Below are 14,620 nucleotides of genomic sequence, written 5' to 3'. Positions count from 1 at the left end.
AGGCACCTCATCCAGGGGTCACAATCCCGTACATCTCCCGGCGCTGACACGCGCAACCCCGGCGCGGATGCGCGGGATTCTGACCCCTCGGGCAGCCCGCAGCCCCCGGGCAGCCCTCAACCCCTGGGCAGCACGACGGCCTTGAGCGCCTGGGGGTCGCGGCCGGCCAGGGTCAGCGCCTCCTCGGTCTGCTCGAGCCCGAAACGGTGGGTGATCACCGGCCGCACATCCACCGCCTCCCGGGAGATCAGCTCCAGGGCGGCCGGATAGCAGTTGGCGTAGCGGAACACTCCGCTGATGGTGAGTTCACGACCCTGCAGGGCGAAGACCTCCAGCGGCAGGGTCTCAGCGCCCATGCCGACGACCACCGCACGACCGGCGCGGGCGAGAGCGCGCACCCCGGCGGCGAAGGCCGGAGCGGCGCCGGAGCATTCGAAGAGCACGTCATGCTCAGCCTCGATGCCTGCGCCGCCGGGCACGGTCTGGAAGCCGAGGTCGTCGGCGACGGCGAGGCGGTGCGGGTTGAGGTCGGTGAGCGTGACGCTGCGCGCCCCGAAGGCCCGTGCGGCCTGGGCGGCGAAGAGTCCCACGGGGCCCGCCCCGGTGATGAGCACACGGTCGCCGACGCTGACCCCGGCCTTGCGGCAGGCCCAGACCCCCACTGAGACCGGCTCGGCCATGGCGGCCTGCTCGGCGTCGAGGTTCTCCGGGGCGGGGTGGGCGAAGGCGGCGTCCAGGGTGACGAAGCGGGCGATGGAGCCGTCCACCGGCGGAGTGGCGAAGAACTGCACGTCAGGGCACAGGTTGTATCGCCCCTGGCGACACTGCTCACAGGCCTTGCAGGGGATGCCGGGCTCCAGGGCGACGAGCTCACCCACTCTCCCGGGGTCGACGTCCTCACCCACACCGACCACACGCCCAGCCGACTCGTGACCGATGACCATGGGACTGGTGAGCACGAAGTCCCCGATGCGGCCGTGCTCGTAGTAGTGGACGTCGGAGCCGCAGATCCCGACCGCGCCGATCTCCACGAGGACTTCGTGAGGCGCCGGCTGGGGCACGGAGCGGTCCTCGATGCGCACATCGTGGACGGCATGCAGGACGGCGGCGGGATTCGAGCCGGAGATGCCGGCGGCGGGCCGGGCGGGGGTGGCGGTCATGACGGATTCCGTTCGTCGAGGGACTCAGGGCGGCACCCCGGGGCGAGGCACACAGGCAGGTCCCCTCATCCTACGACCATTTATGCATCACTGTAAGACTTAAGAGTCGGGGCGGGCACGTCGGCCTGGACGCAGCCCCGCCGGGCATGGGTAGCCTCGAAGGGCGGGACGTATGAACCGGTGAGGCGCGGAGGGGACACCGCCGAGGCTGAGGTCGCGCGATCGACTCAGACCGGCATGATTCGGCCTGGTTCAACATGGTTCGACATGGTTCATGGAGAGGACGAGGAGGAACTCACGATGCAGCTCACCCCGATCGCCCAACTGATCGACCACACCCCGCCCTTCAGCACCGTCTGCCTGCAGGGCAGCTCCCCCTCCGAGGACGCCGAGCACCAGCTGCGGCTGCGCTGGGACGCCCTGCGGAGCCGCCTGGAGGAGGCCGGGGCTCCCGCCGAGGCGCTGGAAGCCCTGGACGCCGCGCTGGTCGGCGGCGAGACGGATCCCACCCAGATCCACACCGAGGGGAGGGCGCTGGTCGCCGACGCCGACACCGTCCTGCTCGACGAGCCCTGGGACGCGACCCGGGGGCAGGGCGATGCGGCCCATGTCGGCGACGCTCCCGCCGTGGGTGACTATGTCCGGGAGCGCGCCGGATCGGCCGTGCTGCTGGTGGCCGTGGCCGACCAGGAAGGCGCGACGCTGCGCCGCGTGACTGTGGCCGAGGGCCTGAGCACCGAGCCTGATGCCGAACAGCAGGTCGAGGGTGCCGGTGACGGCTCGGTCCACAAGCCGCGCGAGGGCGCTCTGTCCCACCGGCAGATCCAGCGTCGGGCCGACGAAGTCGTCACGCAGAACGCCCGCAGCGTGGCCGAGCGGCTGGAGAGCCTGGCGGCACGATGGCGCCCCGACGCCGTCGTGCTGGCCGGAGAGGTCCAGGGGCGCACCGCCCTGGCCGAAGAGCTCCCCGCTTCCCTGAAGAGCATCACCCACGTCGCCGAACGCGGAGGGATCGGCGACGAGGCCGCCGAGGAGGCGCTGGCCGAGGACCTGCTCCTGATCACCCGGCGGCTCGCCGCGGGCCGATCCCAGGATCAGACCTCACGCTTCGAACAGGCCCGCGCGGAGAACCGCGTGGCGGAGGGCGCCGCCGCCGTCCGCCTGGCCGCCGAGATGGGCGGCGTGGACACCCTGCTGCTCCAGGCGGACCGGTCCGCACCGGAGGAGGACGAGCTGATCGCCGCAGCGGCACGCGTGGACGCCGAGGCCGCGGTGACACGAGCCGAGCTGCCGGACGGCGTCGCGGCGGTCCTGCGCTTCGAGGCGCCGACCGAGGTCACCCGAGCCTGAGACGGCGGGAGACCGCCGACCGAGGGCTCAGGCCAGCAGGTCCCCGGCCACGGTCTCCCGCAGGATCTCGGAGCTGCCGCCGAAGATGGTCATCAGACGCACCGCCAGGTAGGCCTGCGCCACCGGGTACTCGAGGATGTAGCCGTAGCCGCCGTGCAGCTGCAGGCAGGCGTCGATGCTCTCCTTGGCCCGCTCGGTCGCCCACATCTTGGCCTTGGAGGCCTCGACGACGTCGAGCTCACCGGCGTTGAACCGCTCCACGGCGGCGGCCACGTAGCGTTGGGTGGCCTCCAGGGAGACCTGCAGCTCCGCCAGGCGGAACCGGGTGTTCTGATACTCGGCCACCGGGCGGTCGAAGGCCTGGCGCTCCTGGACGTAGGCCACGGTCTGGCGCAGCACCTCCGCGGCGACGACGGCGGCGGAGGTGGCCACCGCCAGCCGCCCCTGCGGCAGGATCGCCTTGGCGATCTGCAGGCCATGCCCCTCCTCACCGATGAGGTTCGCCGCGGAGACCCGGACCCCGGAGAAGAACAGCTCGGCAGTGTCGGAGGCCTTGAGCCCCATCTTGTCCAGCTGGGTGCCCACCTGGTAGCCGGGGTTGTCCGCCTTCTCCACCAGGAACAGGCTGAAGGAGCCCGCCCCTCCGCGCTGCTTGACGTCCGAGCCGTCGGTGCGGGCCAGCACGAGGGCGCCGTCGCCGGAGATGCCGTTGCCGATGAAGGTCTTCTGGCCGTCGAGCACCCAGTCCTCGCCGTCGCGGACGGCCTTGGTGCGCACACCGCGCAGGTCGGACCCGGCGCCGGGCTCGGTGAACGCCACGGAGGCGATGAAGCTGGAGTCCATGAACTGCGGGAGCCACCTCTCCTGCTGCTCCGGCGAGCCGAAGCGCAGCAGGGCCGGCAGCACCCAGTCGTCGTGGAGGTGCAGCGCCAGGGCCAGGCCGAGGGCGTCGACCCGGGCGAGCTCCTCATCGACGACCATGCGGAAGCGGTAGTCATCTAGTCCCATGCCGCCGTGGTCCTCCCCCACGGCGAGGCCGAGCAGCCCGTTCTCCGCGGCGGCCTCCCAGACGGCTCGGTCCATCATGTGCTCAGCGTCCCAGCGCCGGTAGTGCGGGGCCACCTCGCGGGTGACGAACTCACGCACCACCTCGCGGAACTCCTCGTGGATCTCCTCGTAGAAGCCGGGGAACATGGGGGTCCTTTCAGATCAGGAGGTCATCGGCAGATCTGGGCATGATCGCTGGGCTCGCCTGCTGATTCTCTCATTCTCCGGGCTGGTGCACGCGGGTGGCGTCGTATCGCGCCATGATCCGCTGCGCCTGCAGCGCCACCGGGGCGTCGACCATCTGCCCACGGAAGCTGAACGCGCCGACGGTGAGGGGGTCGGCGTCGGCGCCGGCCTCCTGGCGCAGGGCCACCAGCAGGGCCTTGGCCCACTCCACCTCCCCGGCGTCCGGGGTGTAGGCGCGACGCACGGTCTCCACCTGATGCGGGTGGACGCAGGCCTTGGCCACGAAGCCGCTGGCGCAGGCGTCCTCCGCCTCGGCGGCCAGCCGCGGCAGGTCCCGAATGCCGGTGTTGATGGCGTCCAGGGCGGGGACGCCGGCCGCCCCGGCGGCGATGAGCACGCTGTGGCGGATGTGTCGGATCACCGACCGATAGGCTCCGTCGGCGGTGCGGGCGGTGGTCCCGCCGAGTCCGGCGATCATGTCCTCGGTGCCCCAGAACAGGGCCTCGACGGCGGGGTGGGAGGCCAGCGCGGGGGCGTTGAGCACTCCGATGGGGCTCTCGACCTGAGGGATCAGTCGGGCGTCAGGCAGGGCTGCGGCGACGTGGTCGAGCACGCCGAGGTCCTCCGCCTTGGCGACCACCACGTGCCGCACCGGGCTTCCTTCCAGGGCGGTCAGGTCGGCGTCGAGCTCCCCGAAGGAGACGCCGTTGAGACGGACCACGGTGACGGCGGGATCGAGGGCGGGGATGTCATCGTCCCCACCGGTGATGGCTGTGACGGCGGCGGCACGGGCAGCGGGCTTCTCCGCAGTGGTGACCGCGTCCTCCAGGTCCACGATGACGGCGTCCGAGCGCTCGGCGGCCTTGCCGAAGCGGTCGGGGCGGCTGCCGGGGCAGAACAGCAGCGCGGGGCCGAGGGTGAAGCTGGAGACAGGGGCATCCGGACGGGGCATGGTTCTCCTGAGGAACGATCAGACGGGCGTACGGCAGGTGGCCTGGCGTCAGGCTCGTCCCACCGTACGCCCGCTGTGTGACGCATTCGACAGCGCCGCGCCAAGAATTTCGGACTTACTCGAGGGTCGCCGCGTAGGCCCGGATCTCGACCTGGGAGGACCGGCTGGCCGCCGACGCCTGCACCACAGACAGCGCCGGGACCGGCCGGTCCCCGAGCCAGTCGTTCCAGGCGCGCGCGAAGTCCTCGGCGTCGTCGATGCTCAGCAGCCACACCTGCGCCATGACGATCTGGCGGGGGTCGCCTCCCACCTCGGCAAGCAGGTCATCGATCCTCTCGAGGATCTGCCGACTCTGGCCTTCGACGTCCAGGGACTTGTCCGGCGCTGTCAGGCAGGCCGAGGCCAGACCGCCATGGGCGGAGGCCAGGTGGATCCCCGGCGCCCCCGGGGCGGTGACACGTCCGGCCTTGGTGATGCTCATCGGCCCTCCGTCCCAGCCGTTCGCGCTGCAGTGGCGACGACCTCCACCAGGATGTCGGGCCGGTGCAGCTCCCCGGAGACACAGGTGCGCGCCGGCGGGTTCTCCTTGTCGATCCAGTGGTTCCAGGCCTTGTTCATCGCCCCGAAGTAGCGCATGTCGCTGAGCCAGATGTGGATCATCAGCACGGAGCCCTGATCCTCGCCCAACTGTTCCAGCAGCTGGTCCAGGCGCTGCAGACACCAGCTGGTCTGATCCGCCGCGCTCAGGGACGTGTCCTTCGCCGTGATCCCCGAGAAGAAGATCAGATCCTCTGTGGCGACGGCCTCCGCCGCTCTGGCCCCGGCGATCTCCCGCGTTCCGATGCGTTCCATTCCTCACCTTTCGTCGTGTCATGTGTCAGCGCCGGGTGGCGCGTCACTGATGTCAGCTCTGTGCCGCCCGCCCCGAAGACCGAGGAGGCCTCAGAGGCCCCGTCCTGGGACGGCCTCCAGCAGAGCAGTCGTGTACTCATCCTGCGGGGCGTCGATGATCTGCCCCACGGGTCCCGCCTCCACCACGCGGCCCCGCCGCAGGACCACGACCTCGTCCGCGATCTCCGAGGTGACGCCGAGGTCGTGGGTGATGAACAGGCAGCTCACGCCGATCTCGGACTGCAGGCCGCGCAGCAGGTCCAGGATCTGTTTCTGCACGAGCACGTCGAGGGCCGAGACGGCCTCGTCGCACACCAGCAGCTCGGGCTCGGCGACCAGCGCCCTGGCGATCGCCACGCGCTGCCGCTGCCCGCCGGAGAGCTCCCCGGGATACTTTCCCAGGGCGGACTGCGGCAGCGCGACGTGATCGAGGCACTCCCGGACTCTGCGCCGCTTCTCCGCGCGTCCGAGGTCGCGTCGCGGGACGAGCGACTCCGCGATGAGCCCCGCCACGCTCCAGTACGGATTCAGCGAGGAGAAGGGATCCTGGAACACGGGCTGGGTCAGGCTCCGCAGGTAGCGGATGTCATCGCGGGACTCCGGCCGGATGGCGCGTGCGCCCACCCGCGCCTCACCGCTCGTGGCCTTCTCGAGCCCGAGGGTGATCCTGGCGACCGTCGACTTCCCGGACCCGGACTCTCCGATCACCGCTGTGGTGGTGCCCTTCCTGATGTCGAAGCTGACGTCGTCGACGGCCCGCAGCGGCTCCTTGAAGCCCCGGATCTTGAAGTCCTTCACCAGACCGCGGATGCTCAGGAAGCTGGGGCCCCCGTCGTCCTCCCGCGGCGCCTCCTCCCGGCGCCGGTGGGCGTCCAGCCGCGGGGCGGCGTCCACGAGCCGCTGCGAGTACGGGTGGCTCGGCGCGCGGAGGATCCCCCTCGGGGTGCCCTGCTCGACGACCTCACCGTCGGACATCACCACGACCTCGTCGGCCCGATCGGCGGCCACGCCGAGGTCATGGGTCACCAGGATCCGAGTCAGACCCCTGTCCTCGGCGAGCGTGTCCAGGTGATCCAGGATGCGCTTCTGCACGGTGACGTCCAGGGCCGAGGTCGGCTCGTCGGCGATCAGCAGCTCCGGATCGCCGGAGAGCGCGATCGCGATGAGGATGCGTTGCCTCATCCCTCCCGAGAACTCGTGCGGATACTGCCGGAACCGGCGCGCCGGCTCAGGGATCCCGGCGTCGTCCATGAGCTGCAGGGCCCGACGCCGCCGATCCTCCTTGGATCGCATGCCGTACTGCTTCAGCGCGTCACAGATCTGGTCACCGATGCGCATCGAGGGGTTCAGGCTCGCCATGGGGTCCTGCGGCACCAGCCCGATGCGTGCTCCCCGATAGTGGCGCAGAGTGCCCTCGGAGAGGTCCGCCAGACGCTCGCCGGCGTAGTCGACCTCCCCGCCGACGACGCGGGCGTTCTCCGGGAGCAGGCCCAGCAGCGCCTTGACGGTGGTGGACTTGCCCGATCCGGAGCCGCCCACGATCGCCAGCGAGCGCCCGGGGGCCACCGCGAAGCTGGCTCCTCGCACCGCGTCCTGCCCGTCGTAGGCGACGCGGAGGTCCCGCACCGTGATCAGCGGGTCCGGCCTGATGGGCGAGCTGTCCGTCTCGTGTGCCGTGGTCGTCATCGGGTCACCTCGCGTTGGGGTCGAGGGCGTCGCGCAGGGCGTCGCCGAACATGTTGAAGCCCAGGCACATGACGATGATCGTCAGACCCGGCCAGACGGCCGCCCAGGGTGAGCGGTAGATGTACTCCTGGGCGTCGGCGAGCATGATGCCCAGCGACGGCTCGGGCGGCTGGATCCCCAGCCCCAGGAAGGAGAGCATCGCCTCACCGATGATCGCCACCGGGATGATCACTGTGGCCTGGACGATGATCACCGAGGACGCATTGGGCAGCAGGTGCTGGAACAGGATCCTCGCCTGCGAGATGTTCATGGCGCGGGCGGCCTGGACGAACTCCAGCCCGGAGATCCGCAGCGCCTCCCCGCGGACCACTCGCACGATGATCGGGATGTTCGCGATGCCCAGCGCGATGGCCGCGTTCTCCAGACTCGGCCCGCGGATGGCCGCCAGGCCGACCGCGATGATGAGGAACGGGAAGGCCAGGGCGACGTCGGTGAGTCGCGAGACGACGGCGTCGGCCACCCGGGAGTACCCGGCCAGCAGCCCCAGCGGGGTCCCGACGCCCACGGCGACGGCGACCGAGAGCAGCCCGATCCACAGGGAGGTGCGGACGCCGTAGAGCAGCCGTGAGAGCACGTCCCGGCCCAGGTCGTCGGTGCCCAGCGGATAGCCGGCGGTGCCTGGGGTCTGGAACGGGATCTGGAAGTTGACCGCGGCGAAGTGATGCGGGGCGATCCAGGGGGCGCCGACGGCGGCGATGACGGTGAGCAGCAGCAGGAGGCCGCCGATCACCCCCAGCTTGTTCCGGGCCAGCTGCTGGAGGCCCCGGATGAAGGGACTGCGGCTCGTCTCCGCCGCGGCCGCGGTGGCTGTAGTCTGATACATGGGCACGTCCTCCTCAGGCACTGACCCGGACTCGGGGATTGATGACGGTGTAGAGGATGTCCACCAGAAGGTTGATCACCACGTAGAGCACCGTCACGACCAGCACGACGGCCTGGATCACCGGGAAGTCTCGCGCCAGGATGGCGTCCAGGGTGAGGCTCCCGATGCCGGGCAGGACGAAGATCTGCTCCGTGACGACCGCCCCGGAGAGCAGCGCGCCCAGTTGGAGTCCGGTGATGGTCACCAGGGCGATGAGCGCGTTGCGCAGCCCGTACTTGAACAGCACCCGCGGCTGGGACAGCCCCTTGGCCTTGGCGAATCGGACGTAGTCGGTGCCCATCGTCTCGATCATGGACGCCCGTGTCTGGCGGGTCACCACGGCGGCCAGCGCGGTGGCCAGCACGATCGCCGGCATCGTGAGGTGGTACAGCGCCGCCAAGGGGTTGACGCCCATAGGGACGTACCCGGATGCCGGGAACCATCCGAGGGTGATCGCGAAGAGCATGATCCCCAGCAGGCCGAGCCAGAAGCTCGGCAGGGAGAGCCCCAGCAGGGCGATCCCGTTGCTGAGGAACTCCGGGAACCGTCCCCGGTGCCGTTCGGCGATCATCCCGAGGATGATGCCGCCGACGGTCGCCAGGAACACGGCGTAGAGCGCCAGCCAGAGCGTCACCGGCAGCGTCTGGGAGATCATGGAGGTCACCTCCTGCCCGGTGCGGGTCGACTCCCCGAGGTTCAGGGTGACGACGTTCTTCAGGAAGATGAGGAACTGCTCCACGAGCGGGCGGTCCAGTCCGAGGTCGGCCCGGATCGCGGCGATCTCGGCCGGGCCGGCCTCATCGCCGGCCATCGCCCGCGCCGGGTCACCGGGCAGTGCCCGGATTCCCAGGAAGATGACGACGGCGGAGATCAGCAGCGTGATCAGGGACTGGACGAGTCGGGTCAGGAAGAAGCGGCTCTTGGTCATCGTGACGGCGGCCCTCAGTCGTCGCCGAGGTCGAGCTCGTCGATGTCGATCTCCTCTTCGGCCGCCTCGGTGTCGACGAACGCCGCACCGGAGACCCGCAGGATGCCGTCCGGGGAGAACCAGACGCCGGCGATGGATTCGTGGGCCGCACCCAGGTTGCTCAGCCGGTAGGTGACGATGATGTTGTTCAGCTCGCCGGCCCGTTCCACCGCCTGCCCGTAGAGCTCGACGCGCTCGTCGTGGTCCACGGTGCGGGCGGCCTCGTCGAGGTACTCGTCGATCTCCGGGTCGGAGAGCCCCGAGTAGTTGTTGCCGGCACCGGTGGAGAAGTAGTTGTGCAGGTTGTTGTGCGGGTCGATCATCCCGCCCCAGCCCACGAGGATCGCGTCGAAGTCGCCGCGGTCCTGGGCATCGAGCAGGGCGGTCCACTCCATGGGCCGGATGGTGAACTCGAAGCCCGCGTCCTCCACGGAGGCCTGCAGGGCCTGCGCGTAACGCAGGGAGTCCTGGTCGTTGCGCACGGTGAGGTCGATCTCCACGGGGATGTCCACCCCCGCGTCCTCCAGGAGCTCCATCGCGCGGTCCGGGTCGTGCTCGGGGCAGTCGGTGGCCCGCTCGTCGGCGAACGTGCTGATCGGTGACATCGGCGTGCAGGCGGAGACGTACCAGTTGTTGAACACGACGTCGACGAGGGAGTCCCGGTCGATGGCCAGCGAGAGCGCCTCGCGCACGGCGGGCTCCTGGGCCACCACGGTGTCGATCTCACCGGGCGGCTGGCCGGTGCCGTCCACATTGCCGATGTTCAGCGTCAGCCCCTGGAATCCCAGGGAGTCCAGGACGAGGCCGTTGACCTCACCGGCGGCGTCGTCGACGAGCGCGTCGAACTCCTGGGGCGAGACGGTGTCGGTGAGGTGCACGTCCCGAGAACGCAGGTTGGCGGCCCGGATGTTGTGGTCAGGCATGATCACGTAGGTGATGGAGTCCAGGTGGACCTCGTCGGCCCCGTAGTAGTGGGGGTCGGCGACGACGTCGATGCGGGTCTGCGGCACCCGCTCCACCAGTGCGAAGGGCCCCACGCAGCTGGGCGCCTGGGCGAAGTCGTCCCCGAGCTCATCGAGCGCCTGAGGAGACATGATCATCCCGGCGCGGTCGGACAGCGTCGCCACCAGGGGCGCAAAGGGCTCGGCCAGCTCGATCTCGATCTCATGGTCGTCGACCACTCGAATCTCCTCGATCGGGCCCATGTCCGAGCTGCGCGCGGAGGTGGGGTGCTCCAGGTGCCGCTCCAGGCTGGTCCTGACCGCTTCGGCGTCCATGGGGGTGCCGTCGGAGAAGACGGCGTCCTCGCGCAGCGGGACCCGCAGCACGGTCTCGTCCTCGGAGTAGTCCGGCAGCTCGGTGGCGAGCATCGGGATGATCTCGCCCTCGGCGTCGATGTCGTAGAGCTTCTCGCACATGGACTCGAAGACCATGCGCCCGGCCCGGGTGCGGGCCGTGGTGGGGTCGAGTGCGTCCGGCTCCTGGGACAGGGCCATGACGAGGTCGCCGCCCTCGACGGCCTCGTCGGCGGCCAGCGGAACGGACGACTCCCCCTCACGCGCGTCGACCTCCTGCTCTCCGATCTCCTGGACCTCGGAGCAGCCCACCAGGGCGACCAGGGACAGCAGGGCGAGTGATTTCTTCATGGGTCGTGACACCACCGTTTCAGGGAGCGGATTGGACAGCGCGAGTGAGTATCAGGTCACTTGGTCGGACCAAATCTCATGAGTCCTGAGTCTGTGCTCCACATCACATGGATGTCAAGAGTTTCGCGAAAACTCAACGACTGGTAGGCCCTCTGGGCGTTGACTGCCCCGTCCTGTCCATGCCACGGTATGGACACTTGGTCGGACCACCGGTCCACCGGTGGACGATTCACGGGTCGCCAGAGACGCATCCGCCATACTGGGGAGGCACGGAGCGCGGCCGGCAGACGACCGGCCACGGAGCGGAGGACCCATGCGCGAACTCGACGGACTCTCCATCAGCTCGGTCACCGTCGCCGAACAGCTCAGCCGACGCCTGATCAGCATGATCGAGGACGGCGAGCTCAAGGCCGGCGACAAGCTGCCCAACGAGCGCGCCCTGGCGGAGTCGGCGGAGGTCTCCCGCACCACCGTGCGGGAAGCCCTGCGGGACCTGGAGCTGCGGGGGCTGATCACCAGGACGCGCGGCCGCGGCACAGTGGTGCGCGCCGTCCGGCGTCCGGACCTGCACGCCGGGATGCTCGGCTCCATGGAGACCTCCCACCGCGTGCTCCGGGAGGTCATGGACCTCCGCGCCGTGGTCGAGCCCCCGATGGCGGAGCGTGCGGCCGACCGGGCACTGGACTCGGAGCTGCCCGGGCTCCTCCACCGTGTGGAGCAGGCCGAGGAGGAGCTCGCCCGACCGGACCCTTCCGTGCCGCTGCTCTTCCAGCTGGACATGGCCTTCCACAGTGAGATCGCGAAGCTGACCCACAATCCGATGCTCACCCGACTGCTGAACGTCACCCACGACTGGATGACGCCCTCAGAGGCAGGCCTGCACCTGCCCGACGAGAAGCTGAGGACCGCGGTGGAGGCGCACCGCCGGATCTACGAGGCCATCCGCCGGCACGACGCCGACGAGGCCCGCCGCCTCATGGCCGAGCATCTCGAGGAAGTCGCCGCCCACCTGGACCTGCAGCGGTGACGCGATGGCGGCACCGCTGAGCCTGGGCGACACCTGGGCCGCCGACCTGGCGGTCGGCTCCCTCCGCGACTGGGCCCAGTACGGGCTGGGCATCGCCGTGATGGGTGCCGCCACCGTGGTGCTGCTGCGCCGCTCCGGCATCCGCCTCGGCGCACTGCCGCTGGTGGCGCTGGTGCGGGCGGCCGCCCAACTCACGCTCATCGCCCTGCTGCTGCAGGGGGTGCTCACCGCTCCCTGGACCGTGGTGCTGTTCATCCTGCTCATGCTCTCCACCGCCTCGGCCACCTCCTTCCGACGGGCGAAGGAGCTCCCCCGCGGCCCCGCAGGAGCCGTCCTCGGCGTGCTGATCGGCGGCACCATGACCGTGGCGGTCGTGCTGCTGCTGGGCCTGGTCGCGTGGGAGACGGAGAAGATCATCGCCATCGCCGGCATCACCATCGGCAACTGCATGACGGCCTCCACGCTCGCGATGCGACGGTTCGCCTCCAGCCTGCAGCAGCGCTCCGGAGAGGTGGAGGCCTGGCTGTCCTTGGGGGCGCGACCGGCCCAGGCCACGGCCCAGATGCGCCGGGAAGCGGTGCGGGAGGCCCTGCTCCCGAACCTCGACCAGACGAAGAACACCGGACTGGTCACCCTGCCCGGGGCCTTCGTCGGCGCACTCTTCGGCGGCGCCTCGCCTGTCGAGGCCGCTCAGTTCCAGCTCGTCGTGCTGGCCGCGATCGGCCTGGCCGGGTCGGTGACCGCCCTGCTGGGGACCTGGTGGGCGGCGCGCTCACCCCGGATCCCCCTGCAGGCGGCGTCGAGCTGACGCCTCCCAGACCCCCTATCGCACCATGACGCCTGACCATGACACCTGACCATGACACCTGAGGTCGCGCACCTCACCTCCGGACGCGTTTCGTGGCACCATGGCTGGGATGCCTGCTGGCGGGAGCCCCGCTCCCGCACCATCGGATCTGTTCGGAATCGCACGGAGAGTGAGGCGAGGTCAGCCCCATGCCTGAATCGGCAGCTGGAACCCCCCTGCACATCATCACCCTGGTCAAATGGGTGCCGGACGCTCAGCTGGAGCGCCGGTTCACCGCGGAGCGACGCATCGACCGCTCGGAGGGCATCCTGGGTGAGCTGGATGAGTACCCGCTCGAGGCCGCCCTGCAGATCAAGGAGGCCGCCTCACGGGACGTGCGGGTCTCCGCCCTGACCATCGGGCCGGCGGGCGCGGCCACCGCCGCGAAGAAGGCCCTGCAGATCGGCGCCGATGACGCCTTCCACCTCAGCGACGACGCGCTGACCGGCGCCGACGTCGTCGCCACCTCTGCCGCGCTGGCCGCGGCGATCGAGCATGTCCTGGCCGACGGCGATGCCGAGGGCGAGCACCTCGTCATCACGGGCATGGCCTCCGAGGACGGCGAGTCCGGCGCGGTGCCGCCGCAGCTGGCCGAACGACTCGGACTCAACCTTGTCACCCAGGCCACCGCCGTGGCGCTGGAGGAGGACCGGCTGGTGGTCACCCGCGCCTCCGCCACGGAGCAGCAGCGGCTGGCGGCCGCCCTGCCGGCCGTGGTCTCCGTGACCGACCAGGCCAATGAGCCCCGGTACCCGAACTTCAAGGCGATCATGGCGGCGAAGAAGAAGCCGATGACCTCCTGGAGTCTGGCCGACGTCGGGCTGGATGCTTCCGCGGTGGCCTCGAAGGCCACCGTGCTGACCGCGGAGGCGCGTCCGCCGCGCACCGCGGGCGAGATCATCACCGATGAGGGTGATGCCGGCGTGAAGATCGTGGAGTTCCTGGCAAAGGAGCGTGTGCTGTGAGTGTTGCCCTGGTGTTCTTCGAGTCGCTGGACGCGCGGCTCTCCTCGGCCCAGCAGGAGCTGCTGACCCTGGCCGCCACGCTCGGCGAGGTCCATGTGGTCACCGGGACCCCGGGTGACCGCGCCGTCGACGCGGTCGCCGTCGAGGGTGTGCAGACCGTCTACACCGGTGACGCGGAGATCCTCACCCCGGACCCCGCCCTGGTGGACCTGCTGGAGACCGCGGTGCAGGAGACCGCCGCCTCGGCGATCCTCGCCCCGGACACGCCGGACTCCACCGACGCGCTCGCCCGCCTGGCGGTCCGCCTGGACACCGGGATCATCACCGACGCCGTGGGCATCGACTCCGAGCGGCGTGTCACGAAGTCCGTGCTGGCCGGCTCCTACACCACCACCGCCGAGGTGGCCGAGGACCGCGCCCTGGTGGCCACGGTGAAGCCGAACTCGGTGGAGGCCGCCGTCGTCGCGGGCCAGGCCCCCGAGGTGGTCGCACTGCCGGTGGGCCCCTCTCTCGCCGAGGGTGCCGCCGCCTCCGGCGGTGTCGAGGTCCTTCAGCGCACTCCGCTCGAGGTCTCGGAGCGCCCGGCCCTGACGGAGGCCCGCGTCGTCGTCGCCGGCGGCCGCGGGGTGGACGGGAACTTCGGTCCGCTGGAGGAGCTGGCCGATGAGCTGGGTGCGGCAATCGGCGCCTCCCGCGCGGCCACCGACGCCGGGTGGATCGACCACGCCGCCCAGGTGGGCCAGACCGGCGTGACGGTGTCCCCGCAGCTCTACATATCCGCCGGCATCTCCGGGGCGATCCAGCAGCGCGCCGGCATGCAGACCGCCCAGACGATCGTGGCGATCAACAAGGACGAGGACGCCCCGGTGTTCGAGATCGCCGACTTCGGCGTGGTGGGCGACCTGTTCGAGGTCGTGCCGCAGATGGTGGAGGAGCTGCGCCGCCGCAAGGGCTGACCCCCGGGCCAGCGGCAT

General features: G+C 70.4%; 14 protein-coding genes. 5 read left to right on the top strand and 9 right to left on the bottom strand.

What is annotated here, in order from left to right; all coding sequences use genetic code 11:
* Nucleotides 1-116: 116 nt before the first annotated feature.
* A complete protein-coding gene (locus Q7C18_RS08770) occupies nt 117-1,160 on the bottom strand; it encodes an NAD(P)-dependent alcohol dehydrogenase (RefSeq protein WP_311025052.1) in 1,044 nt (347 codons plus the stop codon).
* A 300-nt stretch (nt 1,161-1,460) separates the two neighbouring features.
* On the opposite strand from Q7C18_RS08770, the gene Q7C18_RS08765 reads away from it, so the two are divergent.
* On the top strand, nt 1,461-2,510 hold the full coding sequence (locus tag Q7C18_RS08765) for a hypothetical protein (protein WP_311025051.1): 1,050 nt from the start codon (nt 1,461-1,463) through the stop codon (nt 2,508-2,510).
* A 27-nt stretch (nt 2,511-2,537) separates the two neighbouring features.
* On the opposite strand, the gene Q7C18_RS08760 is transcribed toward Q7C18_RS08765, so the two are convergent.
* The 8 genes from Q7C18_RS08760 to Q7C18_RS08725 form a co-directional block, all read right to left on the bottom strand.
* Complete coding sequence (locus Q7C18_RS08760; protein WP_311025050.1) at nt 2,538-3,704, bottom strand: acyl-CoA dehydrogenase family protein; 1,167 nt, start codon at nt 3,702-3,704, stop codon at nt 2,538-2,540.
* A 70-nt stretch (nt 3,705-3,774) separates the two neighbouring features.
* The gene (locus Q7C18_RS08755) at nt 3,775-4,695 is read right to left on the bottom strand and encodes a CoA ester lyase (protein ID WP_311025049.1); all 921 of its coding nucleotides are present in this window, start codon (nt 4,693-4,695) and stop codon (nt 3,775-3,777) included.
* Between the two features lie 115 nt (nt 4,696-4,810).
* On the bottom strand, nt 4,811-5,176 hold the full coding sequence (locus Q7C18_RS08750) for a Rid family hydrolase (RefSeq protein ID WP_311025048.1): 366 nt from the start codon (nt 5,174-5,176) through the stop codon (nt 4,811-4,813).
* The gene (locus tag Q7C18_RS08745; protein WP_070159088.1) at nt 5,173-5,547 is read right to left on the bottom strand and encodes a RidA family protein; all 375 of its coding nucleotides are present in this window, start codon (nt 5,545-5,547) and stop codon (nt 5,173-5,175) included. The genes Q7C18_RS08750 and Q7C18_RS08745 overlap by 4 nt, the downstream gene beginning before the upstream one ends.
* A gap of 90 nt (nt 5,548-5,637) precedes the next feature.
* The gene (locus Q7C18_RS08740; RefSeq protein ID WP_311025047.1) at nt 5,638-7,272 is read right to left on the bottom strand and encodes an ABC transporter ATP-binding protein; all 1,635 of its coding nucleotides are present in this window, start codon (nt 7,270-7,272) and stop codon (nt 5,638-5,640) included.
* 4 nt (nt 7,273-7,276) lie between these two features.
* Nucleotides 7,277-8,155, bottom strand: a complete 879-nt coding sequence (locus tag Q7C18_RS08735; RefSeq protein ID WP_070159089.1) for an ABC transporter permease — start codon at nt 8,153-8,155, stop codon at nt 7,277-7,279.
* A gap of 13 nt (nt 8,156-8,168) precedes the next feature.
* Complete coding sequence (locus tag Q7C18_RS08730; RefSeq protein ID WP_070159090.1) at nt 8,169-9,122, bottom strand: ABC transporter permease; 954 nt, start codon at nt 9,120-9,122, stop codon at nt 8,169-8,171.
* Between the two features lie 14 nt (nt 9,123-9,136).
* A complete protein-coding gene (locus Q7C18_RS08725; RefSeq protein WP_311025046.1) occupies nt 9,137-10,807 on the bottom strand; it encodes an ABC transporter substrate-binding protein in 1,671 nt (556 codons plus the stop codon).
* A 313-nt stretch (nt 10,808-11,120) separates the two neighbouring features.
* Between Q7C18_RS08725 and Q7C18_RS08720 the strand changes: the two genes are divergently transcribed.
* From Q7C18_RS08720 to Q7C18_RS08705, 4 genes are all read left to right on the top strand, one after another.
* Nucleotides 11,121-11,834, top strand: coding sequence for a FadR/GntR family transcriptional regulator (locus tag Q7C18_RS08720; protein ID WP_070159092.1), 714 nt, complete (start codon nt 11,121-11,123; stop codon nt 11,832-11,834).
* A gap of 4 nt (nt 11,835-11,838) precedes the next feature.
* A complete protein-coding gene (locus Q7C18_RS08715; RefSeq protein ID WP_083277350.1) occupies nt 11,839-12,642 on the top strand; it encodes an ABC transporter permease in 804 nt (267 codons plus the stop codon).
* Nucleotides 12,643-12,830: 188 nt separating this feature from the next.
* Complete coding sequence (locus Q7C18_RS08710; protein WP_170922648.1) at nt 12,831-13,646, top strand: electron transfer flavoprotein subunit beta/FixA family protein; 816 nt, start codon at nt 12,831-12,833, stop codon at nt 13,644-13,646.
* Nucleotides 13,643-14,602 carry an electron transfer flavoprotein subunit alpha/FixB family protein gene (locus Q7C18_RS08705; RefSeq protein ID WP_070159093.1) on the top strand — a complete coding sequence of 320 codons (960 nt, stop codon included), beginning with the start codon at nt 13,643-13,645 and terminating at the stop codon, nt 14,600-14,602. Before Q7C18_RS08710 ends, Q7C18_RS08705 begins: the two co-directional genes overlap by 4 nt.
* Nucleotides 14,603-14,620 lie beyond the last annotated feature (18 nt).

The organism is Nesterenkonia sp. CL21, from assembly GCF_031705515.1.
In the GTDB taxonomy this organism is placed as follows: domain Bacteria; phylum Actinomycetota; class Actinomycetes; order Actinomycetales; family Micrococcaceae; genus Nesterenkonia; species Nesterenkonia aethiopica.
Note: the sequence above shows the minus strand (reverse complement) of the source record. Positions and strands in the feature narration are given on the sequence as shown.

What these genes read in the sequence shown, in the direction of transcription:
- Q7C18_RS08735 (WP_070159089.1), bottom strand. Translation starts at nt 8,155, where the DNA reads ATGTATCAGACTACAGCCACCGCGGCCGCGGCGGAGACGAGCCGCAGT.
- Q7C18_RS08770 (WP_311025052.1), bottom strand. Translation starts at nt 1,160, where the DNA reads ATGACCGCCACCCCCGCCCGGCCCGCCGCCGGCATCTCCGGCTCGAAT.
- Q7C18_RS08720 (WP_070159092.1), top strand. Translation starts at nt 11,121, where the DNA reads ATGCGCGAACTCGACGGACTCTCCATCAGCTCGGTCACCGTCGCCGAA.
- Q7C18_RS08750 (WP_311025048.1), bottom strand. Translation starts at nt 5,176, where the DNA reads ATGAGCATCACCAAGGCCGGACGTGTCACCGCCCCGGGGGCGCCGGGG.
- Q7C18_RS08745 (WP_070159088.1), bottom strand. Translation starts at nt 5,547, where the DNA reads ATGGAACGCATCGGAACGCGGGAGATCGCCGGGGCCAGAGCGGCGGAG.
- Q7C18_RS08755 (WP_311025049.1), bottom strand. Translation starts at nt 4,695, where the DNA reads ATGCCCCGTCCGGATGCCCCTGTCTCCAGCTTCACCCTCGGCCCCGCG.
- Q7C18_RS08725 (WP_311025046.1), bottom strand. Translation starts at nt 10,807, where the DNA reads ATGAAGAAATCACTCGCCCTGCTGTCCCTGGTCGCCCTGGTGGGCTGC.
- Q7C18_RS08715 (WP_083277350.1), top strand. Translation starts at nt 11,839, where the DNA reads ATGGCGGCACCGCTGAGCCTGGGCGACACCTGGGCCGCCGACCTGGCG.
- Q7C18_RS08760 (WP_311025050.1), bottom strand. Translation starts at nt 3,704, where the DNA reads ATGTTCCCCGGCTTCTACGAGGAGATCCACGAGGAGTTCCGCGAGGTG.
- Q7C18_RS08740 (WP_311025047.1), bottom strand. Translation starts at nt 7,272, where the DNA reads ATGACGACCACGGCACACGAGACGGACAGCTCGCCCATCAGGCCGGAC.
- Q7C18_RS08765 (WP_311025051.1), top strand. Translation starts at nt 1,461, where the DNA reads ATGCAGCTCACCCCGATCGCCCAACTGATCGACCACACCCCGCCCTTC.
- Q7C18_RS08710 (WP_170922648.1), top strand. Translation starts at nt 12,831, where the DNA reads ATGCCTGAATCGGCAGCTGGAACCCCCCTGCACATCATCACCCTGGTC.
- Q7C18_RS08730 (WP_070159090.1), bottom strand. Translation starts at nt 9,122, where the DNA reads ATGACCAAGAGCCGCTTCTTCCTGACCCGACTCGTCCAGTCCCTGATC.